Source organism: Lysobacter enzymogenes (assembly GCF_017168095.1).
In the GTDB taxonomy this organism is placed as follows: domain Bacteria; phylum Pseudomonadota; class Gammaproteobacteria; order Xanthomonadales; family Xanthomonadaceae; genus Lysobacter; species Lysobacter enzymogenes_D.
Window position 1 is genome coordinate 1 of the sequence record NZ_LXSD01000337.1, and the last position, 22,107, is coordinate 22,107.

General features: G+C 70.2%; 22 protein-coding genes. 17 read left to right on the forward strand and 5 right to left on the reverse strand.

The genetic code is table 11. The features are described 5' to 3' along the window. The 3 genes from A7A76_RS12155 to phnF all read right to left on the reverse strand — a co-directional run. On the reverse strand, positions 1-908 hold a 908-nt coding region (locus A7A76_RS12155; RefSeq protein ID WP_206411429.1), incomplete at its 3' end, for a tetratricopeptide repeat protein. Positions 909-1,197: 289 nt separating this feature from the next. Further along, a complete protein-coding gene (locus A7A76_RS12160; RefSeq protein ID WP_206411430.1) occupies positions 1,198-3,234 on the reverse strand; it encodes a hemopexin repeat-containing protein in 2,037 nt (678 codons plus the stop codon). Positions 3,235-3,431: 197 nt separating this feature from the next. Beyond that, entirely contained in the window at positions 3,432-4,181 is a 750-nt protein-coding gene (gene phnF / locus A7A76_RS12165; protein WP_206411431.1) for a phosphonate metabolism transcriptional regulator PhnF, read from the reverse strand. A gap of 142 nt (positions 4,182-4,323) precedes the next feature. On the opposite strand from phnF, the gene A7A76_RS12170 reads away from it, so the two are divergent. The 6 genes from A7A76_RS12170 (at position 4,324) to A7A76_RS26565 (ending at position 10,776) form a co-directional block, all read left to right on the forward strand. Continuing rightward, the gene (locus A7A76_RS12170) at positions 4,324-5,466 is read left to right on the forward strand and encodes an alpha-D-ribose 1-methylphosphonate 5-triphosphate diphosphatase (RefSeq protein ID WP_206411432.1); all 1,143 of its coding nucleotides are present in this window, start codon (positions 4,324-4,326) and stop codon (positions 5,464-5,466) included. A gap of 348 nt (positions 5,467-5,814) precedes the next feature. Continuing rightward, complete coding sequence (locus A7A76_RS12175; protein ID WP_206411433.1) at positions 5,815-8,061, forward strand: TonB-dependent receptor; 2,247 nt, start codon at positions 5,815-5,817, stop codon at positions 8,059-8,061. Positions 8,062-8,348: 287 nt separating this feature from the next. Then, the gene (gene purN, locus A7A76_RS12180) at positions 8,349-9,032 is read left to right on the forward strand and encodes a phosphoribosylglycinamide formyltransferase (RefSeq protein ID WP_206411447.1); all 684 of its coding nucleotides are present in this window, start codon (positions 8,349-8,351) and stop codon (positions 9,030-9,032) included. 114 nt (positions 9,033-9,146) lie between these two features. Next, positions 9,147-9,866 carry a DUF3108 domain-containing protein gene (locus tag A7A76_RS12185; RefSeq protein ID WP_206411434.1) on the forward strand — a complete coding sequence of 240 codons (720 nt, stop codon included), beginning with the start codon at positions 9,147-9,149 and terminating at the stop codon, positions 9,864-9,866. Further along, positions 9,863-10,555, forward strand: coding sequence for a DUF3108 domain-containing protein (locus A7A76_RS12190; RefSeq protein WP_206411435.1), 693 nt, complete (start codon positions 9,863-9,865; stop codon positions 10,553-10,555). The genes A7A76_RS12185 and A7A76_RS12190 overlap by 4 nt, the downstream gene beginning before the upstream one ends. Positions 10,556-10,593: 38 nt before the next feature. After that, positions 10,594-10,776 carry a DUF6053 domain-containing protein gene (locus tag A7A76_RS26565; protein WP_428995135.1) on the forward strand — a complete coding sequence of 61 codons (183 nt, stop codon included), beginning with the start codon at positions 10,594-10,596 and terminating at the stop codon, positions 10,774-10,776. Here A7A76_RS26565 and murA read toward each other — a convergent pair. Further along, positions 10,716-11,972, reverse strand: coding sequence for a UDP-N-acetylglucosamine 1-carboxyvinyltransferase (gene murA / locus A7A76_RS12195; RefSeq protein WP_206411436.1), 1,257 nt, complete (start codon positions 11,970-11,972; stop codon positions 10,716-10,718). The genes A7A76_RS26565 and murA overlap by 61 nt on opposite strands. 212 nt (positions 11,973-12,184) lie before the next feature. Next, positions 12,185-12,421 (reverse strand): BolA family protein, encoded by a 237-nt coding sequence (locus A7A76_RS12200; RefSeq protein ID WP_074864108.1) that lies wholly within the window; start codon positions 12,419-12,421, stop codon positions 12,185-12,187. A 374-nt stretch (positions 12,422-12,795) separates the two neighbouring features. Here A7A76_RS12200 and A7A76_RS12205 point away from each other — a divergent pair, with 374 nt between their 5' ends. The 11 genes from A7A76_RS12205 (at position 12,796) to A7A76_RS12255 (ending at position 21,899) form a co-directional block, all read left to right on the forward strand. Continuing rightward, on the forward strand, positions 12,796-13,818 hold the full coding sequence (locus A7A76_RS12205; RefSeq protein WP_206411437.1) for a KpsF/GutQ family sugar-phosphate isomerase: 1,023 nt from the start codon (positions 12,796-12,798) through the stop codon (positions 13,816-13,818). 119 nt (positions 13,819-13,937) lie between these two features. Further along, positions 13,938-14,486, forward strand: coding sequence for a KdsC family phosphatase (locus A7A76_RS12210; RefSeq protein WP_206411438.1), 549 nt, complete (start codon positions 13,938-13,940; stop codon positions 14,484-14,486). Beyond that, entirely contained in the window at positions 14,483-15,046 is a 564-nt protein-coding gene (lptC, locus tag A7A76_RS12215; protein ID WP_206411439.1) for an LPS export ABC transporter periplasmic protein LptC, read from the forward strand. Before A7A76_RS12210 ends, lptC begins: the two co-directional genes overlap by 4 nt. Beyond that, on the forward strand, positions 15,027-15,614 hold the full coding sequence (lptA, locus tag A7A76_RS12220) for a lipopolysaccharide transport periplasmic protein LptA (RefSeq protein ID WP_206411440.1): 588 nt from the start codon (positions 15,027-15,029) through the stop codon (positions 15,612-15,614). The genes lptC and lptA overlap by 20 nt, the downstream gene beginning before the upstream one ends. Next, positions 15,614-16,333: an LPS export ABC transporter ATP-binding protein gene (gene lptB, locus A7A76_RS12225; protein WP_206411441.1), complete on the forward strand. Its 720-nt coding sequence runs from the start codon at positions 15,614-15,616 to the stop codon at positions 16,331-16,333. Before lptA ends, lptB begins: the two co-directional genes overlap by 1 nt. 104 nt (positions 16,334-16,437) lie before the next feature. Beyond that, on the forward strand, positions 16,438-17,895 hold the full coding sequence (locus A7A76_RS12230) for an RNA polymerase factor sigma-54 (protein ID WP_206411442.1): 1,458 nt from the start codon (positions 16,438-16,440) through the stop codon (positions 17,893-17,895). A 341-nt stretch (positions 17,896-18,236) separates the two neighbouring features. Continuing rightward, entirely contained in the window at positions 18,237-18,572 is a 336-nt protein-coding gene (gene hpf / locus A7A76_RS12235) for a ribosome hibernation-promoting factor, HPF/YfiA family (protein ID WP_206411443.1), read from the forward strand. A gap of 53 nt (positions 18,573-18,625) precedes the next feature. Continuing rightward, positions 18,626-19,090: a PTS sugar transporter subunit IIA gene (locus A7A76_RS12240; protein ID WP_206411444.1), complete on the forward strand. Its 465-nt coding sequence runs from the start codon at positions 18,626-18,628 to the stop codon at positions 19,088-19,090. Between the two features lie 179 nt (positions 19,091-19,269). Beyond that, positions 19,270-20,220, forward strand: coding sequence for an HPr(Ser) kinase/phosphatase (gene hprK, locus A7A76_RS12245; protein WP_206411445.1), 951 nt, complete (start codon positions 19,270-19,272; stop codon positions 20,218-20,220). 65 nt (positions 20,221-20,285) lie between these two features. Next, on the forward strand, positions 20,286-21,143 hold the full coding sequence (gene rapZ, locus A7A76_RS12250; RefSeq protein WP_277425823.1) for an RNase adapter RapZ: 858 nt from the start codon (positions 20,286-20,288) through the stop codon (positions 21,141-21,143). Positions 21,144-21,506: 363 nt separating this feature from the next. After that, on the forward strand, positions 21,507-21,899 hold the full coding sequence (locus A7A76_RS12255) for a hypothetical protein (RefSeq protein ID WP_206411446.1): 393 nt from the start codon (positions 21,507-21,509) through the stop codon (positions 21,897-21,899). Positions 21,900-22,107 lie beyond the last annotated feature (208 nt).

The following is a 22,107-nucleotide window of genomic DNA, read 5'->3' on the forward strand; positions in this document are numbered from 1 at the left end:
TCGACTTGCGCGGCCTGCAACTGCAGCGGCGCCGGCGCGATCTCGCCCGCACCGGCGTTCACCGCCGCCAGCCCGCTGCGCGCCCAGCGCTCCGCCGCGTCGAGGTCGCCGCGCGCCTGCGCCGCGCGCGCCAGTTCGGCATAAGTGCGTTGCAGATACTTGCGGTTGTCGGTCTTGAGCAGGGCCTCGCGCGCCTGCAACAGCAAGGCCTCGCCGCCGCGGTTGTCGCCGCGGTCGAGCAGCGACGCGCCCCAGGATTCGAGCGTGTGCGCGGCCTCGACCTGATTGCCCGCGGCCAGGTGCGCATCGTGCGCCTGGCGGTAGTAGCGCGATGCCTGCGCGGCGTCGCCGAGGTCGCGGTAGATCTCGGCCAGATTGTTGAGCGGACGCGCGGCTTCCTCGGGCACGCCGCGCAGCAGGTCGAGGCTGGCGGTCTGCGCTTGCAGCGCGCCGCGCACGTCGCCCAACCTCAACAACGCAGCGCCGATGTTGGTCCAGTTCTTGCCCTGGGCGATGCGGTTTTCCGAGCGCTCGGCCTGCGCCAGCGCGCGCTTGAACCAGTTCAGCGCCTGCAGCGGACATTCGCGGCGGAACTCGAGCACGCCGCGGCGGCGCGCCAGTTCCTGCGCGACGGCGGCGGAGGGATGCGCGCCGGCGACGGCTTCGGCGCAGTCCAATACTTGCGTCGCCTCGGCGAACTGGCTCGAGTCCATGTGCGTGCCGACGCGCTTGTACAACGCCGCCAGCGTCGTCTCGGCGCGGTCGCCGCGGCCCGCCGCCGGGTCGGATCCATAGCCGCGCAGGCATTGCGCCGGATCGGGCAGCACCGTGGTCGCCGCGACGCAGGCCGGCGGCGCGTGCGCGTCCGCCGCGGCCATCGCCTCGGCGCCGAGACCGAGCGATCCCACCAACACGGCCGCCATCGCCGCGACACGCCTGAGCCTTTCCTCGACCACTGACCGCTCCCTGTGCCCCCTGCCGGCAACTTTGCCGATCCCGGCGGCGGACGGGGCCAGGCACGCAGGCTTCCGCGTTCGCGATCACATTCAGCGCGGACTTCAATCGCAATCGCGCGGCATGCGTGTGGCCCCCGCGCGCGCGGACGTGTCCGTTCGGTTCGGCCTTGCGCAAAGCCCGCGCCTGCGCGCAAGGCGCCGCCGGTCCGGATCGCCGGCCCGGCGGCGCCAACCCGATCGCTCAGCGCTGCACGCTCAGGCTGAGGTTGTCGGCGAACGCATCGCCCTGCGCGTTGCCGTGTTCGAAGCGGATCTCGACCTCGGCCCATTGCGCGTCGGCGGGCACCGCGCCGTCGAGCCGGTAGCGCTGCATCGCGCCGCTGCCGCCGGCCGGCGCCAGTTCGAACGCGGCGCCGGCGTACAGCGCCTGCAATCCCGGCCAGTTGCCGGCGGTGATCGGCGCCGGATAGCCGGCGTCGGCGCGGTCGAGCGCGCGGTCGTAGCGCAGGTACTGCCCGGGCTTGAACAGATACGACTTGCCGTTGGCGAAGTTCAGCCCGCCGGCCCAGTGCGCCGGCCATTCGCCGCTGCCCGACCATGTGGATTCGGACAGGTACGCCGGGTAGTAGCGCTCGGCGCGATCGAGGTCGAGGTTGTAGCGGATGTATTGATCGCGCTTGAAGAAATACATCTGGCTGCGGCTGAACATCAGCACCGCGTCGAGATCGCGCGCGCCGCCGGCGAATTTCTCCAGGCCCGGCCAGTTCGCGGCGATCGGCAGCGGGTAGCCGGCATCGGCGCTGCGCGTGGCCAGGTCGACGCGGATGTATTGATCGCCCTTGAAGAAGAACGCCTTGCCGTTGCCGCCGTCGACAGCCGCATCAAAATCGCGCGCGCCGCCGGCGAAGCGCTCCAGTCCCGTCCAGTTGCTGGCGATGGACTGCGGATAGCCGCTGGCGACGCGGTCGGCGGCGATGTCGTAGCGGTAATACTCGCCGCCGCGGAACACGTGGCCGATGCTGCCGCTGCCGAAGCTGGCCAGGCGGCGCGTGTCGTAGAAGCGCAGGAATACGCGCGCGCGGTGGCCGCTGGAGGCGCCCAGGTCGGCCGACAACGCGAACGTCGCGGCGCTCGGATCCAGCCCGCGCAAGTCCACGCGCTGGCTCAGGGTGTTGCTTTTCGCGGTGTCGCGGCCGATGAACAGGTTGGCGCCGCCGCCGGCCGGGCGCGCCGGCAGCCACGCGTACTGAGCGTAGTCCACGACCTGCCCGCCGCGGCCCTTGCGCCAACCCGGCACGTCGCTGTCGTAGCCGCGGTCGCGGCGGCCGATCGAATACTCGGCGTCGCCGTTGGCCAACAGGTTGACGCCGAACGCCGGCGCCGCCTCGCGCGCGGGGCGCTGCATCGGCCGGCCGTCGAGCCCGGCCGGCACGGCCAGGCCGAGGTGGTCGAGGATGCTCGGCGCGACGTCGACCTGGCGCGGCGCCAGCCGCAGCGGTTCCAGGCCGAGCTTGGGCACCGAGGCGCCGCTGAACGCGATCAGGGTCTTGCGGTCTTCCGGCGTGTTGTGGCCGTGGTGCACGGAGCCGCCGTGGTCGGTGCCGACGATGATCAGCCAATCCTCGTTGGCGTAGTTCGGCCGCGCGCGCAGCGCCGCGGCGAGTTTTCCGATCGACGCGTCGACGCCGCGGATGGCCGCGGTGTAGCCGTCGGCGTCGCGGTTGAAATAGCTGCCAGCGTGGCCGGCGCCGTCGGGTTCGTTGAAGTCGAGCATCAGCACATCGGGGCCGGCCGGCTGCGCCAGCAGCTCCAGCGCCTTGGCCAGCACCTTGGCGTCGCTGCCGGCGTCGTAGACGGTGTCCACGCCGGTCCACGGCAGTTGCGAAGCCAGCGGCGACCAGGCCACCGCGACCGCGGTGTTCTTGTTCGGCGCGACGCGCTCGATCCGGCTCAGCACGTCCGGCCAGTCGGCGTAGTTCTTGCCGCTGAAACTGTTGTCGTAGACGCCGTGCTTGTCGCGTTCCACGCCGGTGAACAGCGACGACCAGCCGGTGCCGCTGATCGCGGTGTCGGCGGTCAGGCCTTCGCGCGCCAGATAGCCGTCGGCGACCAGCGCGTCGAGGTTCGGCGTGGCGACCGCGCCGTAGACGTCGCCGCGAAAACCGTCGGTGCCGATGAACAGCACCTTAGGCGTCCTGGCCGCGGCCGGCGCGCAGAACGCGAGCGCCAGGGCGAGGCCGGCGCTGAGCGGAGGGAGGAAGGATCGGGGCAACGGCATGCGGCGCTCCTGCAGCGGAAGGGAGCGCGCAGGCTAGAGGCCGATTGCGGCGGCGGATGTGACTCGAAGCGCGCAGCGGCCACGGCCTGGCGGGCCGGTGTCACGGTTCGGTCATCGCCGGCGCGGCGCGCATGCGTTCGGGCTGTATTCGAGCCGTATTCGGCCTGCATCGAAAGGCTCGAGCCGCAGCGCCGCGCTCAGGCGTCGTTGCTGACCATCAACTGCACCCAATCGCCGGCGAACGAAGTCACCCCGAACTGCACCGGCGCGCCCTGCGGATCGACGTTGAGCGAATGCACGCACAGCACCGGCCGGCGCGTGGATTGGCCGAGCACGCGCGCGACCTCGGCGCTGGGCAGGCGCGCCATCACCGCGGTGTGCTTGCGCAGATAGTCGCGCACGCCGAATTCGGCCAGGGTGCGGGTCACCGACAACTGTTGCGCGAACACCTTGTCCAGGCCGGGAAAGCGCACGGCCGGAAACCAGGCTTCGCTGTGATCGACCGTGCGGCCTTCGACTTCGCTGGAATACACCACGCGGTGCACGCGCTCGCCGGCCAGCAGCCCGAGCGAGCGCGCCACCGCGCGCGGCGGCGACTGGGTGCCGGCTTCGATCAGGCGATAGCGGCTCTCCACGTTGAGATCGTGCATGGCCTTGCCGAAGCGGGTGCGGCGGCCGATCGGGTAGTGATACGGATGCTCCTGCACGAAGCTGCCGCGGCCGGTTTCGGTGCGCAGGAAACCGCGTTCCTCCAGCGCCTCGATCGCCCGCCGCACGGTGTGGCGGTTGACTCCGAAGCGCTTGGCCAGGTCGAACGCGGACGGCAGCTTGTCGCCCTCGCTGAGCGCGCCGCCGCGGATGTCCTTGAGCAAGGCGGTTTCGATCTGCTGCCACAACGGCATCGCGGCGTCGCGCTGGGCGTGGTCCGCGGCGGCGGGGGATGTCATACAACCTCCATCTGCGCTTGCTTCACTAGACAGGTCGCATCGCGCGGCCGTCGCCATCAGAACCCGCCGGCGTTGCACCCTGGTGACAGCGCTCGCGCGCCGGCCCGAACCGATGCCCGCTCCAGAAATGCCGGCGCCCGAAATGTCCGCTTCCGAACTTCTGCTCGACAACGCCCGCCTGATCCTGCCCGACCGCATCGTCCACGGCCACCTGCGCGCCGCTGGCGGGCGCGTGCTCGAGCTCGGCGCCGGCCGCCTGCGCGCGCCGGCGGCGCTGGACTGCGACGGCGACTATGTGTTGCCGGGGCTGGTCGAGCTGCATACCGACAATCTGGAAAAACACCTGCTGCCGCGCCCCGGCGCGCACTGGCCCGCGGCTGCGGCGGTGCGCGCGCACGACGCGCAACTGCTCGCCGCCGGCATCACCACCGCGCTCAATGCGATCTCGGTCGGCGAAGAGGAGGCCGAGGAAGCGGTGCAGCCGCAGGGCGTGCTCGCCGCCTTGGCGCAGGCGCGCGACGACGGCGGCCTGCGCATCGAGCACGGCGTGCACCTGCGCTGCGAACTGCCCTGCCCCGACCTGCCGCAACGCCTGCAACCGCTGCTGGACACGCCGCAACTGCGGCTGCTGTCGCTGATGGACCACACCCCCGGCCAGCGCCAGTTCCACGACCTGGAACGCTACCGCGCCTACGCCGCGCGCCACGGCAACGCGCGCGACGACGCAGCGTTCCAGGCGCAGGTGCGCCGGCTGCAAGACCTGCAGCATCGCCACGCCTCCACGCACCGTCGCGCCGTGCTGACCCTGGCGCGCGAACGCGCGCTGCCGCTGGCCAGCCACGACGATTCCGACCTGAGCCATATCGCCGAAGCGGTCGAGGCCGGCGCGCGCATCGCCGAGTTCCCGGTCAACCTCGCCACCGCGCGCGCCGCGCGCGCGGCCGGACTGAGCGTGCTGGCCGGCGCGCCGAACCTGGTCCGCGGCGGTTCGCACAGCGGCAACGTCGCCGCGATCGACCTCGCCCGCGCCGGCGCGCTCGACGCGCTGTCGTCGGACTACGTTCCCGCAAGCTTGCTGCTGGCCGCGTTCCAGCTCGGCGACTGCGACGGCATCGGCCTGCCCCGTGCGATAGCGATGGTCACTCGCACGCCCGCGCGTGCTGCCGGCTACGACGACCGCGGCGAACTGGCGGCCGGGCAGCGCGCCGATCTGTTGCGGGTGCGCAGGGTACGCGGATTGCCGCAGTTGGAGGCAGTGTGGGTGAGCGGCGAGCGGCGGTACTGAGCGCAAATCGGGGATCGCTTCGAATCCCCCAGCCCGTCATTCCGGCGAAAGCCGGAATCCATTTTGCCGTTGCCGTTGCCCTTCGCTCCCCCGCCGCCCTTCGGGTCTCCAGTTGCCTGTGTCGAGTTTGGGGTGGCGGGGGGAGCCAATAACAAGAACAACGGCAACGGCAGAGCAAGCAACCGCAACCTCGGCCGATTCGATTGCCCCGAACTACCTGAATCCGCCCCGCCCCGACGAAGCACTAGACAGGTTCCCCCCGCAGTCCGCCCCGCGCGCCGCCGCCTTCATATCGCCTCGTTGTAATGCCGCCCCATCGCCACCGCGGCGCGTACTCCACGAGACCCCATGAACGCCTTCACCCGCACTCCCCTGGCCCTGGCCCTGTTCGCCGCGGCGCTGTCGCCGCCCGGCCACGCCGCCGCGCCGGCGGCCGGCGCGACCGCCGGCGCGCCGCTGGAACGCGACGATGCCGTCAGCCTCGATACCCTGTCGGTGATCGGCCACCGCGACACCCGCCAGGTCCAGCACGTCGGCCAGGCCGAACTGCAATCGGCCGCGCCGGGAACCAATCCGGTCAAGGTGCTGGAGAAGCTGCCCGGCGTGCATTTCGTCAGCTCCGACCCGTGGGGCAGCTACGAATGGTCCAATCGCATCGCCATCCGCGGTTTCGCCCAGAACCAGCTCGGCTACGCGCTCGACGACATCCCGCTGGGCGACAACAGCTACGCCAACAACAACGGCCTCTCGCCGAACCGCGCGATCCTGCCGGAGAACGTCGCCGAGCTCGAACTCGCCCAGGGCGCCGGCGCGCTGCGGACTCCGTCCACCAGCAATCTCGGCGGCGCGCTGCTGCTGCATTCCTCCGACCCGGCCGCCGAATTCGGCGCGCGCGCCGGCCTGGCATTCGGCGACAACGCGACGCTGCGCAGCTTCGTGCGCGTGGACACGGGCGACTTCGGCGGCTTCAGCGCCTACGTCTCGGGCATGCGCAACCAGGCCGATCGCTGGAAGGGCGCCGGCGTGCAGGAACAGCAGCAGTTCAACGGCAAGGCCGTGTACCAGTGGGACAAGGGCCGCCTGGCGCTGTGGCTGTCGTCCTCGCGCCGCAACGAGACCGACGATCCGGATCTCTCGCTCGACCTGATCCGCCGCTGCGGCTACGGCTGGGACAACTACGCGCCCGACTGGCAGCGCGCACTCGCCGCCGCCAACGGCCGCTTCAGCGGCTGCGTCAAGACCAAGGACGACGCCTACTACCTCGCCCGCGGCCTGCGCAACGACGACCTCGCCGGCCTGTCGGGCGAGTTCGATCTCAGCGACGCGCTGCGCCTGAACGCCACCGGCTACTACCACCGCAACGAAGGCCAGGGCCACTGGTTCACTCCATACATCAGCTCGCCGACGATTCCGATGGCGCTGCGCATCACCAGCTACGACATCGAACGCAGCGGGCTCAACGCGCGCCTGAGCTATACGCTGGGCAGCCACACGCTCGAAGGCGGGTTCTGGTTCGAAGACAGCGTGCACGGCGCCGGCCGCAGCTTCGTCAACATCGACGGCCCGGTCGACGACCAGCGCTTGTTCGACTCGAGCGAATTCGCCCAGCGCTTGTTCCGCCAGCGCTTCGACACCCGCACCCGCCAGTGGTACCTGCAGGATACGATGCGCTTGTTCGACGAGCGCCTGACCGTCAACGCCGGCTTCAAGGGCCAGGACGTGGTCACCGACGGCAGCGTCGTGGTGCCCGGCCGCGCCGGCGGCCGCCTGCGCGCACGCGACAGCTTCCTGCCGCAGCTCGGCGCGTCGTGGCAGTTGAACGAGCGCAGCGACGTGTTCGCCAACTACGCCGAGAATCAGGCCGCGTTCCGCCCCGGCGTCAATGGCGCGTGGTCGCTGACCCAGGCCTCGTTCGACCTCAGCCGCGCCAGCGCCAGGCCCGAGCAATCCAAGACCCTGGAACTGGGCTGGCGTTACGGCGACGAGCATTACCAGCTCTCCACTACCGCCTACGCGGTGAACTTCGACGACCGCCAGTTGGTGATCGTGCCCTGCCCCGGCGTGGTCAGCTGCCCGAACCAGTTCGCCAACGTCGGCAAGGCGCGCACGCTCGGCGGCGAACTCGCGTTCGTGTGGACGCCGAACGAACACCTGCGCTGGCTGGCCAGTTACGCCTACAACGATTCGCAGTACCGCTCGAACTACGTCACCGGCGGCCGGACGGTGAACGTGCGCGGCAAGCAGATGGTCGACACGCCCAAGCAGCTGTTCGCCACCGAACTGAGCTACGGCCTGGGCGAGGTGGAACTGCGCCTGGGCGGCAAGTACACCGGCAAGCGCTACTACACCTACAGCAACGACGCCGGCACCGACGCGTTCTGGCTGTGGGACGCGGGGGTGAGCTGGCAAAAGCGCGAGCTCGGCCAGATCAAGTCGCTGCGGGTCGCGCTGAACGTCTACAACCTGTTCGACAAGACCTACATCGCCACGCTCGGCAGCAACGGCTTCCGCGACTACGACCCGCAGGGCACGTTCCAGACCCTGCTGACCGGGGCGCCGCGGCAGTGGTTCGTGTCGGTGGACGCGCAGTTCTGACGACGGCCGGCGCGCTGGCCCGGCGGCGGTGCCGGGCCGGCGCGGGGCGAAGGGCGAAGGGCGAAGAGCGGGAAGCGGGAAGCGGGAAGCGGGAAGCGGGAAGCGAAGATCAAAATGGATTCCGGCTTTCGCCGGAATGACGGTGTTAGGGGGGGCTTGCGCCTCGCTTGTATCCCGTCATTCCGGCGAAAGCCGGAATCCATTTTGACTTTGCCTTTCCGCTCCGCCCCGCCGCGATCCCCCCGGATCGCCTAAAATGCCGCACCGCTCCTAACCCGCCGCCCGCAATGCCCCAGCCGCTTCCCCGCATCGCCGTCCTCGCATCGGGCCGCGGCAGCAACCTGCAGGCCGTGCTCGACGCGATCGCCGCCGGCACCCTCGCTGGCGAGGTGGTCGGGGTGTTCTCGGACAAGCCCGGCGCGGCCGCGCTGCAGCGGGTGACGCCGGCGCTGCGCTGGTCGGCCGCGGCCAGGGGCTACCCCAGCCGCGAGGCCTTCGACGCCGAGCTCGCCGACGCCGTCGCCGCCGTGCGTCCGGACTGGGTGCTGTGCGCCGGCTACCTGCGCATCCTCGGCGACGCCTTCGTCGCGCGCTTCCGCGGCCGCACCCTCAACATCCACCCCTCGCTGCTGCCCAAATACCGCGGCCTGCACACCCACGCCCGGGCGATCGAATCCGGCGACGCCGAGCACGGCGCGAGCGTGCATTTCGTCATCCCCGAACTCGACGCCGGTGCCGTCGTCGCACAAGCCGTGGTGCCGGTGAATGCCGGCGATACGCCTGAATCGCTGGCCGAGCGTGTCCTGGGTGTGGAGCATCCGCTGCTGCTCGCGGTCATGCGCCTGGCGGTCTCCGGCCGCCTGGCTGAACACGGCGCAACCGTCCAGGTCGATGGTCATCCGCTATTTACGCCGCTGCGTTTAGATTTCGCCGGCCGTCTGAGCGATCCCGCCAGCGGCGTCGCGGCCTGAAGCCGCGGCCGCGTCCCGCAGGCGCGGCGCTCCCCCCAGAACCGCCCCGCCCGCACCGCCGCACGCAACGCCCCTCCCCACCGCGCACCGCGCTCCAGGATCCGCCGCGTCGCCATGAAGCCCTTTCTGCCCCTGCTGCTGGCCGCGCTGACGGGCGTGGCCGCGCCGACCAGTGCGTTGGCGCTGGAACCGTTCGTAGCCAATTACCAGGTGTTCAACGGCGGCAAGGCGCTCGGCGACGCCACCATGCAGGTGCGGCCCGAAGGCGGGCACTGGCGCATCGACCTGGACATCCGCGCCGAGCACGGCATGATGAGCCTGGCCGGCGCCGCCGCGCAGCAGACCACGGTGTTCGACCTGGTCGGCGACGCCTACCGCCCGCTCAGCCAGACCATGGTGCGCAAGGTGCTGTTCTCCAAGCGCGTCATCAACGGCAATTACGACTGGAACCAGCGCGCCGCGCAGTGGAGCGGCGACGTCAAGGAGCACCGGCGCAAGCCGATCCCGTTGCAGGACGGCGACATGAGCGGCCTGCTCATCAATCTGGCCGTGGTTCGCGACGCCCAGCCCGGCAAGACGCTGAGTTACCGATTCGTCGATTCCGGCCGCGCCCGCCCGCACCAATATGTGGTGCAACAGGAGCTCGAAGGGGTCAAGATCGACGACATGAGCTTCAACGCGATGCGCGTCAACCGCGTGCAGAGCGGCAACGAGGAAACCTCGATCTGGGTCGTGGACGGCGTGCCCACGCCGGTCCGGATCCTGCAACGCGAAGACGGCCAGGACACCTACGATCTGCGCCTGGTCGAATACAAAGGAGTCAACCAGCAATGACGACCGCCAAGTTTTCGAAGCTTTTCCGCATGGCCGCCGTGGCCGGCGCCCTGGCCGCGTCCAGCGCGCCGGCGCTCGCGGTCAAGCCGTTCAGCGCCGACTATTCGGCCAGCTACATGGGCATGCAGGGCGCCGGCCGCATGACCGTGTCGCAGGCCGACGGCGGCCGCTGGAAGTACGAGCTGTCCATCACCAGCCCGCTCGCCGAACTGCGCCAGTCCACCACCTTCGACGAGGCCAGCGGCAAGCTGCGCCCGCTCAGCGGCAGCGATTCGAGCAAGGTGCTGACCAAGAAGAAGAACATCGACGCCAGCTACGACTGGAGCCGCGGCGTGGCCACCTGGACCGGCGACGTCAAGGGCGACCGCGCCGGCCCGATCAAGCTGCAGAGCGGCGACCTCGACGGCCTGCTGATCAACTTGGCGATCGTGCGCGACGCCACCGCCGGCAAGCCGATGAGCTACCGCATGGTCGAGGACGGCCGGGTCAAGCAGCTCAGCTACAGCGTGGTCGGCAAGGAAACCATCAGCGTCGGCGGCAAGTCGCAGCAGGCGACCAAGGTGTCGAGCAAGAACGGCGACAAGGAAACCATCGCCTGGGTGGTCGCGGACGTGCCGGTGCCGGTGCGCATCCTGCAGCGCGAGAACGGCAGCGACGCGATCGATCTGCGGGTGCAGGCGGTGCGTTGAGACGTTTTGTTCCCCGCAACAACAAAAAAGCCCCGCGAATGCGGGGCTTTTTTGTGGGAGGGCCTTCAGGCCCGAGGCTCTTTTTTCAGGTCGCCGCGATCGGATCGAAGAGCATCGGGCCTGAAGGCCCTCCCACGAGAACCGAACCCTTCGGGCCGGTTCAATCGACCCGGCGGATCTTCGCCCCCAAGCCCGACAGCTTCTTCTCGATGTTCTCGTAGCCGCGGTCGAGGTGGTAGATGCGGTCGATCGTGGTCTCGCCCTGCGCCACCAGGCCGGCCAGGATCAGGCAGGCCGAGGCGCGCAAGTCGGTCGCCATCACCGGCGCACCGCTGAGCTTGCCGACCCCGCGCACCACCGCGGTGTGGCCGTCCACGCGGATGTCCGCGCCCAGGCGCAGCAGCTCGTTGACGTGCATGAAGCGGTTTTCGAAGATGGTTTCGTTGATCACGCCGGCGCCCTCGGCGGTGCAGTTGAGGGCCATGAACTGCGCCTGCATGTCGGTCGGGAACGCCGGGTACGGCGCGGTCACCAGATCGACCGCGCGCGCGCGGCGGCCGCCCATGTCGAGGGTGATGCGGTCGCCGTCGACGTCGATCTGCGCGCCCGCGTCGCGCAGCTTGTCCAGCACCGAATCCAGCGTATCGGCGCGGCTGCCGGTGACGGTGACGCGGCCGCCGCTCATCGCCGCGGCGACCAGGAAGGTGCCGGTCTCGATCCGGTCGGGCAGCACGTCGTGGCTGCCGCCGTGCAGTTTCTCGACGCCGTGGACGACGATCCGGCCGCTGCCGGCGTGCTCGATGCGCGCGCCCAGGGCGTTGAGGCAATCGGCCAGGTCGACCACCTCCGGCTCCATCGCCGCGTTCTCCAGCACGCTGGTGCCTTCGGCCAGGACCGCGGCCATAAGCACGTTCTCGGTGCCGGTGACGGTCACCATGTCGAACACGAAGCGCGCGCCCTTGAGCCGGCCGCGGCGCTGCGCCTTGATGTAGCCGTTCTCGACCACGATCTCCGCGCCGAGCGCCTGCAGGCCCTTGATGTGCTGGTCGACCGGGCGCGAACCGATCGCGCAGCCGCCGGGCAGCGACACTTCGGCTTCGCCGTACTTGGCCAGCAGCGGGCCCAGCACCAGCACCGAGGCGCGCATGGTCTTGACCAGCTCGTACGGCGCGACGTGGCTGTTGACCGTGGTCGGGTCGACGGTGATCTGCGAGCCCTCGCTGACCACGCCGGCGCCGAGTTCGCCCAGCAGCTTGGCCGTGGTCAGCACGTCGTGCAGGCGCGGCACGTTGCGGATGGTCACCGGCGCGTCGGCCAGCAGGGTCGCGCACAGGATCGGCAGGACGGCGTTCTTGGCGCCGGAGATCTGGACCTCGCCGTTGAGCGGCTGGCCGCCTTCCACCACGATTTTTTGCATTGACGGGTTCGCTGAAGTCGAAAGAGGGAGCGGGAAAGACCGGCGCCGCCGCAGGGCGCGGCCGGCCGCCGGACAAAGATAACGTGAGCGGCGTCGCCGCTGCGGCGCGACCGCCTAAGCGGATCGCGGGGCGCCCATGGTAGAAGCAGGCGCGCCGGATTGAGTGAGGCGACGGTGAAGTGGGCCGGCGCGCGCGGCGCGGCGGCCGCCGCTCAGGCCTGGCCGGCTTCTTCCGGGGTCAGGGTCTTCAGCGCCAGGGCGTGGATTTCCCCGCCCATGCGCTCGCCCAGGGTGGCGTAGACCAGGCGGTGGCGGGCCAGCGGCAGCTTGCCGCGGAAGGCCTCGGCGACCACGGTGGCCTCGAAATGCACGCCGTCGTCGCCGCGCACCTGCGCTTGCGCGCCGGGCAGGCCTTGTTCGATCAGGGAGCGGATGATGTCGGCGTTCACGGCGAAACCTCTTGGCTGGACGGGCCGGCGGCCAGGCCGGCGAGCGATGGAAGAAAGGGACGGCGACGGCCCGGTGCGCCGGCGACGGCGCCGAAACCGGGGCGGAACCGGATCAGGGTTCGGCCAAGGGTTCGGCCCGGACCGGACCGGCGCAGGGCTGAATACGAAGGGCCCGGCAGCGGCGGATGTGCCGGCAGGGACGGCGCGGGGCGGGCGAACCGCTTAGAATTGGCGGCTTAGCCTAGCCCAAAGCCCCGGCCTCCGGAATGCCGGCGGCCGCAACGAGGGTTTCCGCGGACGCCCGCAACGCCCCGCCGCCGCGCCCGCCCGGCGCCATCGTGCTCGAGAACCACAGCTCAGGACCGCCCCGCCCCATGACCCAGCCCGCCCCCGCCCGCGCCGCCGGCGCCACGATTCCCGCCGGGTCCGCGTCCGGCCTGGCCGACAGCGGCCGGCGCGTGTTCGAAATCGAGGCCCAGGCCCTGGCCGCGGTGGCCGAGCGCATCGACGGCGACTTCACCCGCGCCTGCCAGCGCATCCTCGCCGCCAGCGGGCGCGTGGTCTGCACCGGCATGGGCAAGTCCGGCCACATCGCGCGCAAGATCGCCGCGACCCTGGCCTCGACCGGCACCCCGGCCTTCTACGTCCATCCGGGCGAAGCCGGCCACGGCGACCTGGGCATGATCACCGACGCCGACGTGGTCCTGGCCCTGTCCTACTCGGGCGAAAGCGACGAGGTGCTGATGCTGCTGCCGGTGCTCAAGCGCCAGGGCAACGCGGTGATCGCGATGACCGGGCGGCCGCAGTCGACCCTGGCGCGCGAATCCGACGTGCACCTGGACGTGAGCGTGCCGGCCGAAGCCTGCCCGCTCGACCTCGCCCCGACCTCCAGCACCACCGCCTCGCTGGCAATGGGCGACGCGCTGGCGGTGGCGTTGCTGGAAGCGCGCGGCTTCACCGCCGACGACTTCGCCCGCTCGCATCCGGCCGGCGCGCTCGGCCGCCGGCTGCTGCTGCACATCACCGACATCATGCACGCCGGCGACGACGTGCCGCGCGTCCATGCCGACGCCAGCGTCAGCGAGGCGCTGGTGGAGATGAGCCGCAAGCGCCTGGGCATGACCGCGGTGGTCGACGGCGACGACCGCCTGATCGGCCTGTACACCGACGGCGACCTGCGCCGCACCCTCGACGACCGCGGCGTGGACCTGCGCTCGACCCGGATCGAACAGGTCATGACCCGCTCGCCCAAGACCATCGGCGCCGACGCGCTCGCGGTCGAAGCCGCGCAGCTCATGGAAACGCACAAGATCAGCGGCCTGCTGGTCGTGGATACTGAACGCCGCGTGGTCGGCGCGTTGAATATTCACGACTTGTTGCGAGCGCGGGTGGTTTAAGGCCAGGAGATAGCGGATAGGAGTTAGAAGTTAGCCAATTCGCCGTCGTCTCCAAAATCGCCGTCCAACACCACCCGCAACCGCCAACTCCTAACTCCTATCCGCTATCTCCTAGCTCGATGCCCTACAGCCACCTCAACGACTACCCCGCCGACATCCGCGAGCGCGCCGCGCGCATCCGGCTGGCCTGTTTCGACGTCGACGGCACCCTCACCGACGGGCGCCTGACCTACGACGAGAGCGGGCGCGAGTCCAAGAGCTTCCACGTCCAGGACGGCCAGGGCCTGGCGCTGCTGCGCAAGCACGGCATCGCGGTGCATTTCGTCACCGCGCGCGGCGGCGCGATCGCCGCGCACCGCGCCGCCGAGTTGGGCGCGAGTTCGCACGGCGACATCAAGGACAAGCTGGTGTGCGTCAAGCAGATCGCCGAAAGCCTGGCGCTGACGCTCGAACAGGTCGCCTTCATGGGCGACGACCTCGCCGACCTGCGCATCCTGCCGCACGTCGGCCTGGCGGTGGCGCCGGCGAACGCGCACCCGTGGGTGCGCGAGCGCGTGCACTGGCGCACCCACGCGCGCGGCGGCGAAGGCGCGGCGCGCGAGCTGTGCGACCTGCTGCTGGGCGCGCAGGGCCATGCCGAAGCGATCCTGGCCGGAGCGCTGGGATGAACTGGCGCTTTCTCTCCACGGTGATCCTGCTCGCCGCCGCCGCGCTGACCGGCTGGGCCTGGTGGTCGCAGCGCGACAAGCCGGCCGCGGCCGCGAAACAGACCCGCCCGGACTACGTGCTGACCGACTTCAACGTGGTCGTGCTCAACAAGGAAGGCCGCGAATCCTTCACCCTGCGCGCGCCGCAGCTGACCCGCAATCCGGCCGACAAGACGATGGACATCGTCACCCCGCTGTTCCTGATCCCGCCGCGCACCGGCGGCAACGGCGGCCCGTGGGAAGTGCGCTCGCAGCGCGGCTGGGTCAACGGCGAGGGCGACGAGGTGCGGCTGCGCGGCCAGGTCAAGGCCGACAGCACCAACGCCAACGGCAAGCCGATCAATATCGCGACCGAGCAACTGAACGTGTTCCCCGACGCCAACCGGGCCACTTCCGACGTCCAGGTCCAGATGATCCAGCCGGGCACTATACTTACCGGCCAAGCGATGGAGGCCGATCTGGACTCCAAGAACATCAATCTCAAAGACGTCAAGGTCCGCTATGAAGCGAAAGCCCGCTAAGACGCTGGCGCTGTGCCTGGCCGTGGCCGCCGTGGCGCTGGCGCCGCTGGCCGCCTCGGCACGTTCGTCCGACCGCAACCAGCCGATGAACGTCGACGCCGACGCCAGCAACTGCTCGACCGCCGACGACGGCCCCTGCGTGCTCACCGGCAACGTCAAGGCCGTGCAGGGCACCTTGGTCATCAACGCCGCCAAGGCCGACATCCGCCGCGTCGGCGGCGACATCAGCACCGTCCAGCTGACCGGCAGCCAGGCCACGATCAAGCAAGAGCTCGACGACGGCTCGCCGTTCAACGGCCGCGCCAACAAGATCGACTACGACATGCCCAAGGACACCGTCGTGCTGACCGGCAACGCCTTCGTCGACAAGGCCGGCGACACGATCAAGAGCGAGCGCATCGTCTACAACATGAAGTCGGGCCAGGTCGAAAGCGGCGGCACCGGCGGCCGCGTGTCGATGCAGCTGCAGCCCAAGAACAAGGACGCCGGCGCCGCGCCGGCGCCCGCGCCGAAGCCGGCCGCGCCCAAGCCCGCGCCGGCCAGGCCGGCCAAGAAGGGGGGCGGCTGATGCTGGTCGCCCAGGGCCTGCGCAAGGCGTACCGCCAGCGCGAGGTGGTGCGCGATTTCGGCCTCACCCTCGACGCCGGCGAAGTGGTCGGCCTGCTCGGTCCCAACGGCGCCGGCAAGACCACCTGTTTCTACATGATCGTCGGCCTGGTCCCGGCCGACGCCGGCCGGATCGTGCTCGACGGCAAGGACATCACCACCGAGCCGATGTACGCGCGCGCCAAGTACGGCGTGGGCTACCTGCCGCAGGAACCCTCGGTGTTCCGCAAGCTCAGCGTCGCCGACAACCTGCGCCTGGTGCTGGAACTGCGCGAAGACCTCGACCGCGCCGGGATCGAGCGCGAACAGGCCGCGCTGATGGAAGAACTGCAGATCGGCCACGTCGCCGACCAGCTCGGCGCCAGCCTGTCCGGCGGCGAGCGCCGGCGCGTGGAGATCGCCCGCGCCCTGGCCGCGCGGCCGCGGCTGATGCTGCTGGACGAACCCTTCGCCGGCGTCGACCCGATCTCGGTCGGCGAGATCCAGCGAATCGTGCGCCACCTCAAGAATCGCGGGATCGGGGTGCTGATCACCGACCACAACGTGCGCGAAACCTTGGGCATTTGCGACCGGGCGTATATCCTGAACGACGGCGGCGTGCTCGCGCAGGGGGCTCCGGACGCGCTGCTGGCCAATCCCGATGTCCGTCGCGTATACCTGGGCGACTCCTTCCGTCTGTAACCTCTTCGAGCGGTTGCCGGGCGTGAGGCCACGCCCGCGATGCGCGACTCCGGCCACCCGCCCAGCGGCGGGCGTCCGCCCAACCGGTCGCGTCAACCATCGATATGAAGCCCCGCCTCCAAGCCTCTCTCGGACAACAGCTGGTGATGACGCCGCAATTGCGGCAGGCGATCCGCCTGTTGCAACTGTCGGCGGTCGAGCTGGAGGCGGAACTGGCGAGCGCGGTGGAAAGCAATCCGCTGCTGGACTGGACCGAACCGGCCGCGCCGGAACCCGACGCCTCCGGCGAACCCGTGCACGCCTCCAGCGTCGCGTCCTCGTCCGAGGACGGCGCCGGCCCCGGCGGCGACGGCCCGAATTCCGACGCCGCGCCTGAGCCGGAATGGACCCTGGACGACGGCGAGACCTGGTACGAGCGGGTCGGCCCGTCCGACCACGACGACGACTCGCCCGCGGCCGAACAGGTCGCCGACGCCGAAACCCTGCTCGACCACCTGCTGTGGCAACTGCACCTGAGCCCGCTGTCGCCGCGCGACCGCAGCATCGGCGTGGCCATCATCGAGGCCATCGACGACGACGGCTATCTGCGCGAGCCGCTGCAGTCCATCGCCGATTCGCTCGCGCCCGAGCTCAGCGTCGGCGAAGACGAAATCATGACCGTGCTGCACCAGGTGCAGCGCTTCGATCCGGTCGGCACCGGCGCGCGCTCGCTCGGCGAATGCCTGAGCCTGCAGTTGGGCACGCTGGCCGACGACACGCCCGGCAAGGCGCTGGCGCTGCAGATCGCGCTCGGCCCGCTGGAACGGCTGCCGCGCATCGGCGTGCCCGGGCTCGCCGCCGAGCTCAAGCTCGACCCGGCCCAGGTCGAGACCGCGGTGCAGTTGCTGCGCTCGCTCGACCCGCGCCCCGGCGCGCAGATGGGCGCGATCTCCACCGACACCTATGTCACCCCCGACGTGGTGATCTGGCGCCAGCACGGCCTGTGGCGGGTCGCGCTGTCGGAGGCGATGCGCCCGCGCATCAGCATCCACCGCGGCTACGAAAGCATGATCCGCCACGCCAGCGCGTCCGACGCCAGCTACCTGCGCGGGCATCTGCAGGAAGCGCGCTGGCTGCTCAAGAGCCTGGAAGCGCGCGGCGACACCTTGCTCAAGGTCGCGCGCTGCCTGCTCAAGCAGCAGGCCGCGTTCCTGGAGTTCGGCGACAGCGCGCTGCGCCCGTTGACCCTGCGCGAGGTCGCCAACGAAGTCGGCCTGCACGAATCCACCGTCTCGCGCGCGATCGCGCGCAAGTACGCGCGCACCCCGCGCGGCACCGTGCCGCTGCGGGCGTTCTTCGCCTCCGGCATCGACACCGGCGCCGGCGGCGAGGCCTCCAGCACCGCGATCCAGGCCATGATCCGGCGCCTGATCGAGGCCGAGAACCCGCGCAAGCCGCTGTCCGACGCGCGCCTGGCCGAGACCCTCAAGGCCACCGGCGTGCCGGTGGCGCGGCGCACCGTGGCCAAGTACCGCGAGGCGATGAGCATCCCGTCCTCGCAGGACCGCGTGCGCATGGCCTGAGCGGCCGCGCCGGCGCATCCGCGCCCGGCCCGCTCTCCCGGCTTCTCGGCGACAAAGGCTTCTCAGCACTCGACGCGACCACGCCGCGGCTTATGCCGATTGCGTCCATCGCCATTGCAAAAACTTTACACAGATCGAAAAACCCAGGCCGATCAAGGCCTTCGCGCGCAGCTACGACCAAAGCACGACGCCGGCCCCTTGCGCCGGCTCATCAGCGTGCGATGCTGGACTCCCTGGTCCGGTGGTCCCGGCCAGGGCGTCACCCGGTTCCGTTTCGGTCCGGTCAAAGGCCGGGCGGAACCCAGTTCTGCATTCATCCGCGACGTGAAGGAGGTCCCCAGATGCGTATCGAAACCCACGGCCAGCAGATCGAAGTCACCGCAGCCCTGCGCGACTACGTGGAATCCAAGCTGGCCCGTCTGCAACGCCATTACGACCAACCTTTCGACGTCCGCACCCAGCTCAGCCTCGACAAGCCCGACCATCGCGCCGAGGCCACCCTCAACCTCGCCGGCCGCACCCTGCACTGCGACGCCGCCGCCGTCGACATGTACGCGGCCATCGACCTGCTCGCCGACAAGCTCGACCGCCTGCTGATGAAGCACAAGAGCAAGCTGGTCGATCACCACCGCGGCGAAAGCCTGGCCCGCAACGGGGAAATCGGCGAAATCGGCTGAGTTCAGGCGTAAACTCCGCGCCAGCCAACGCTAGCCAGCCACACCCTGCCGCCATGCCGCTTTACGACCTGTTGAGCGCGGAGCGCGTTGCGATCCTCGGAAACCCCGGCGATCGCAACGCGGTGCTCGAAACCGCCGCCCGGCTGCTGGCCGGCGGCGACCCGCACACCGCCGCCGCCCTCGACGCCGGCCTGCGCGAGCGCGAACGCCTCGCCAGCACCGCCATCGGCCACGGCGTGGCCATTCCCCACGGACGCTCGCCGCTGCTGGAAACCGGCTGCGGCGCGTTCCTGCGCCTGGCCCGGCCGGTCGACTTCGGCGCCGCCGACGGCGAACCGGTCGACCTGGTGCTGGCCATGGCCGTGCCCGAACACCACGTGCAGCAACACCTGCAATTGCTGGCCGAACTCGCCGAGCGCTTCGCCGACCCGGCCTTCCGCGACTGCCTGCGCAGCGCGCCGGACGAGGCGGAGTTGAGCCAGCGGTTGTTGCGGCAGTGCAGGCGCAGTGCGGCGTAGGGGTGGGGCAAAGGCGGGGATGCAAAGGCGGGAACAAGAAGCGGGGTCAGGGAACTGAGAGGTCGCGGGGAGCCCAATGGCACCGCGAATCCCCAGTTCCCTGACCCCGCTTCTTGTTCCCGCTTCTTTACCCCGCTTCCGCCCCTGCCTTGCCCCGAACCCCGTAAACTCTCATCCCCATGAGCAAAAGCATCCGCGCAGGCGAACTGTTCGAGCAGCAGCGCGAGAAGCTGGCGCTGCGCTGGCTGGCCGGCCAGCGCGGCGAAGGTCGCCTGGTCGAGGCGGTCAACACCGTCGCGCGGCGGCCGTCGCTGGCCGGTTATCTCAACGCGATCTATCCCAACAAAGTGCAGATCCTCGGCACCGAGGAACTGACCTGGCTCGACGGCCTGGATTCGCGGCTGCGCTGGGAAACCATCGAAAAGATCATCCAGTACCGGCCGCTGGCCCTGGTCATCAGCAAGGACCAGCCCTGCCCCGAAGACCTGCGCATCGCCGCGGAGGAAAGCGACACCCCGCTGTGGGTGTCGCCGCGGCGCGGGCACGAACTGCTGAACCACCTGCAATACCATCTGGCGCGCGCGCTGGCGCCGCAGATCACCTTGCACGGCGTGTTCATGGAGATCTATTCGATCGGCGTGCTGATCACCGGCGAGTCGGGCTCGGGCAAGAGCGAGCTGGCGCTGGAGCTGGTGACGCGCGGGCATCGCCTGGTCGCCGACGATGCGCCCGAATTCACCCAGATCGCGCCCGACGTGCTCGACGGCACCTGCCCCGACATGCTCCAGGACCTGCTGGAAGTGCGCGGCCTGGGCGTGCTCAACATCCGCCAGATGTTCGGCGACACCGCGGTCAAGAACAACAAATACCTGCGCCTGATCGTGCACCTGACCAAGCCGATGAGCGAGCCCAAGGCCACCGGCATCGAGCGCCTGACCGGCGACACCAGCCTGCGCCGCGTGCTCGACCTGGACGTGCCGATGATCACCCTGCCGGTCATGCCCGGCCGCAACCTCGCGGTGCTGACCGAAGCGGCCACGCGCCTGCACAGCCTGCGCATGAAAGGCCTCGACCCCGCCGCGGCGTTCATCGCCCGGCACAGCAACTTCCTGGAGCGCGGAGAATCGTGAGCGGCGCGGCGTCCAATCCGGCCGGGGCGACGCCCGGCAACGCGGCCGAGACCGCCGGCTTCACCCTGGTCATCGTCAGCGGCATGTCCGGCTCGGGCAAGTCGGTGGCGCTGAACACCTTCGAAGACCTGGGCTTCTACTGCGTCGACAACCTGCCGGCCGAGCTGCTGCCGCAGTTCGTGCAGAACGTGATCAAGGCCGAGGACGGCATGCCGACCAAGCTCGCGGTCGGCATCGACGTGCGCAACCGCCACAGCGATCTGGCCAATATTCCCGAGTGGCTGTCGGCGGTGGGCGCGCTCGGCGCCGATCCGCGCCTGGTGTTCTTCGAATCCAGCGACGCGGTGCTGCTCAAGCGCTACGCCGACACCCGCCGGCGCCATCCGCTGAGCCAGTTCGGCCTGGCCCTGGCCGATGCGATCTCGCTGGAACGGCAGGTGCTCAAGCCGCTGCGCCAGATCGCCGACGCCATCGTCGACACCAGCGAATTCAACATCCACCAGTTGCGCCGCCACGTCATCACCGAATTCGGCCTGGGCGTGGAAGCGGGCATGTCGCTGCTGTTCGAATCCTTCGCCTACCGCCGCGGCGTGCCGGCCGACGCCGACTTCGTGTTCGACGCGCGCGCGCTGCCCAACCCGCACTGGAATCCGGCGCTGCGGCCGCTGTCGGGACGCGACGCGGGCGTGCGCGATTACCTGGAAACCCAGGCCGACGTGCAGCTCTTCGTCGAACAGGTCGGCCAGTTCCTCGATACCTGGCTGCCGCGGCTGCAGGGCGACAGCACCCGCAGCTACGCCACCATCGCCTTCGGCTGCACCGGCGGGCGGCATCGTTCGGTGTATCTGGCCGAGCGCATGGCCGAGCATGCGCGGCTGCGGGGGTGGAACGAGGTGGCGGTGCATCATCGCGAACTCGATTGAGTTCGGCTCGCTGCGGCGGTAACGCGGGTTTGGCGAGACTTTCGCCGTAGTCGCGTTGTCGCGGTCGCGGCTTGCGCCGCTCCTACAGGGGCCCATGACGCAGCCGAAGCCCCTGTAGAGCGGCGCAAGCCGCGACCGCGCACCATCGCCTGCGACGCAAGCGCAATTCCCGCCGTCGCCCGCAGCGCATGCGCCACGCATGAATCGGCGGACGCCATCGCGCCGTCGCAGACCCCGCGCATTACGAAATTTTCCCATCTCTGTGCCGCGATGCTTGCACCGCGCCCCGTAGCTTCGGAACTGCGCCGGAGCCGCGCAGCGCGCATTCGACGCTCCGGAGCTCCTCCCATTCGGAGCCGCGAGATGACCACCACGATCCGCACGTTCGCAACACACCGCAACGCCGCGTCGACGCTGGCCTTGCTCTGCGCCATCGCCTTGCCGGCCGCGTTCGCGCAGGCGCCGACCACGCCGCGCCCCAGCGATCACAGCGACCCCGCCTCGCCGATGCAGCGCACCGAGCCGCCCGTCAACGACGCCCGCGGCGAAGCCCGCACCCCACCGCCGGGCGACGCCATCGGCCCGGCCCGCTTCACCGAGATCGACGCCAACGGCGACCAGAAGATCAGCCGCGACGAAGCCGCGATGGACGCGCGCCTGGCCGCCAACTTCGCCGTCCACGACCTCGACCGCGACGGTTTCATCTCGCTGTCGGAATACCAGGCCGGCCAGACCCGCAGCAGCGACGAGCGCTGACCGCGGGCCGCTTACCCTCCCACTGCGCTGACCCGAATCAGCAAAGGATCGACATGAGCCGCAATCACACCCGCCCCACCGTGCGACCGCGCGCGCTGACTCTGGCGCTGGGCGCCGCGTTCCTCGCCGTCGCGCTGGGCGCCTGCAAGCAACCCGAACAGGCCCCGCCGCCCGACCCGGCCGCCGGCCCGGCGCCGGCCGCGCCCGC